At 58.2% G+C, this 2,077-nt stretch carries 2 protein-coding genes; both read right to left on the bottom strand.

Annotation, left to right across the window (positions count from 1 at the left end):
• Window positions 1-111 precede the first annotated feature (111 nt).
• Complete coding sequence (locus ABHR76_RS09915) at window positions 112-1,347, bottom strand: LCP family protein (RefSeq protein ID WP_271758809.1); 1,236 nt, start codon at window positions 1,345-1,347, stop codon at window positions 112-114.
• A gap of 12 nt (window positions 1,348-1,359) precedes the next feature.
• A partial coding sequence (locus ABHR76_RS09910) for a UDP-N-acetylglucosamine 1-carboxyvinyltransferase (RefSeq protein ID WP_346977632.1) occupies window positions 1,360-2,077 on the bottom strand: 718 nt, incomplete at its 5' end.

Here is a 2,077-nt window from a genome sequence, read left to right as displayed (position 1 = left end):
AACGAAAGGGCGCTGACCTTCTGGTCGCGCCCTTGAAGTTGAACGTCAGATTGTCCAAATGCGGCCCGCGCAGCGTCAAGCGGTTATGCGGTTTGGTAAAACCGCGTAACTCTAATAGTTGGCCTCGTAGCCGTTGCCGTCGCCGGTGGGCTCTTCGTAGTAGTCCGAATCGCTCGAATCGCTTGAGTCATCGGAATCGTCAGAGCTGACCGATGAGGTTGCGGTACCGTTTGCGTAGTCGTCAGACGTGTTGTTGTTCAGGTCGCCGATCGTAGAGCTGGAACCGTCGGAAAGACCCATGGTGTTGGGACCCTTGGGATCCTTGCCGGCATCGACGCGCTCCATCATTTCCTTGAGCTCGTCCTCGTAGACAAAGACGTAGCTCACACCGTCGATCATGGTGCTGTCGTCGGCGTACGAGGGCAGGTTGGCCGAGTAGATACCGTCGACATCCATACCGCGCATGGCGTTGACCGTAGCCACGATATCCTGAACGCTCATATCGGTTACGAGCATATCGGACAGCGAATTAACCAGGCCAAAGATCTTCGTGGCATCGAAGTTATTGAGAATCTGGTTGGCAAGGGCGCCAAGCACCTGACGCTGGTGGCGCATGCGCGTGTAATCGCCGTCGGCATAGGTGTAGCGGCAGCGGGCATAGGTAAGGGCGGTGGCACCGTCCATATGCTGCTGGCCAGCGGTAATCTTAATATCCAGGTGCTCGGGGTCGTCAACATCATCGGTTGCGTTAATGTCGATACCGCCAACCGAATCAATCAGCGCCTGCATACCGTCGAAGCTGACCTCGGCATAGTGGGAAATCTGAACACCGCACAGCTCGTTGACCGCCTCGACCATGGCCTCGGCGCCGCCAACGGTATGGCAGGCGTTGATCTTCATGGTCTCGCCCTTGTACTCGACCTTGGTGTCGCGCGGAACGGAAATGAGCGTCGCCTGCTTTTGCGTGGGGTCGATGCGTGCCAGGATAATCGAGTCGGCACGATACGTATCCTCGCCCGGACGGCCGTCGGTGCCAAGAAGCAGCACGTAGAACGGATCCTTTGCCTCATCGGTGTCAACCAGAACCCGACGCAGATTGTCGGTAATGACATTAGAATCGCCGAGCTTGCCCATAATGGTGGCAAACCACAGGCCGGCAGCGGTAGTGGCACTCAGCAGCACGCCAAGCACGACAATGAGCGCGACGTGACGAATCGTGTGGCTACGACGACGTTGGCGAGCGCGCTCGGAATAGCGAGCCACGTTATCGCGACTGTAGATCTTGGCCTGCGCACCAGTTGAGGGTCTTCGGGTGGCGGTATCCGCGAGGGGCTTTTTATTAAACATAGGCAACCTGTATTAGTAGATGACGGGATCGGGGACGGTAGCATGCTCGACATGCGCGCCGAGCGCCTGCAGCTTTTCGACAAACTGCTCGTAGCCGCGCTTGATGTGATAAATGGCCGAAACCTCGGTCGTCCCGTCGGCGATCAAGCCCGCTACGACGAGGGCCGCTCCGCCACGCAGATCGGGCGAGGTAACCTGTGCACCCGAGAAGCCCTTGACGCCATGAATCATGGCGTGATGGCTCTCGATACGAATGTCGGCACCCATGCGCACCAGCTCAGAGGCAAACATAAAGCGATTCTCGAAGATGTTTTCGGTAATAACGGAACTGCCATCGGCAAGGGCGGAGAGTACCATAATCTGCGCCTGCATGTCGGTCGGGAAACCGGGGAACGGAAGCGTCTGGATATCGACCGGCTTGATACGCTCGGCACGGTTCACATGGACGCCGTCGTCGGTACGCTCGCAGTCGATACCCATGAGCTCCATCTTCTTGAGCACCATGCCCAAGTGAATGGGGCAAAAGCCCATGACATCGACACCGCGATCGTCGGCCATCAACGCACCGGCAACGATAAAGGTACCGGCCTCGATGCGGTCGCCCACTACGCGATGGGTAACAGGATGCAGTTCTTCCACGCCCTCGATGGTCACGACGGGCGTACCCGCGCCGACAATCTTGGCGCCCATCTCGTTGAGCATGTTGGCGAGATCGACGATCTCGGGCTCG

The organism is Collinsella aerofaciens (genome assembly GCF_039752985.1).
Taxonomy (GTDB): Bacteria; Actinomycetota; Coriobacteriia; order Coriobacteriales; family Coriobacteriaceae; genus Collinsella; species Collinsella aerofaciens_BT.
This window is presented reverse-complemented; position numbering and strand designations above follow the sequence as displayed.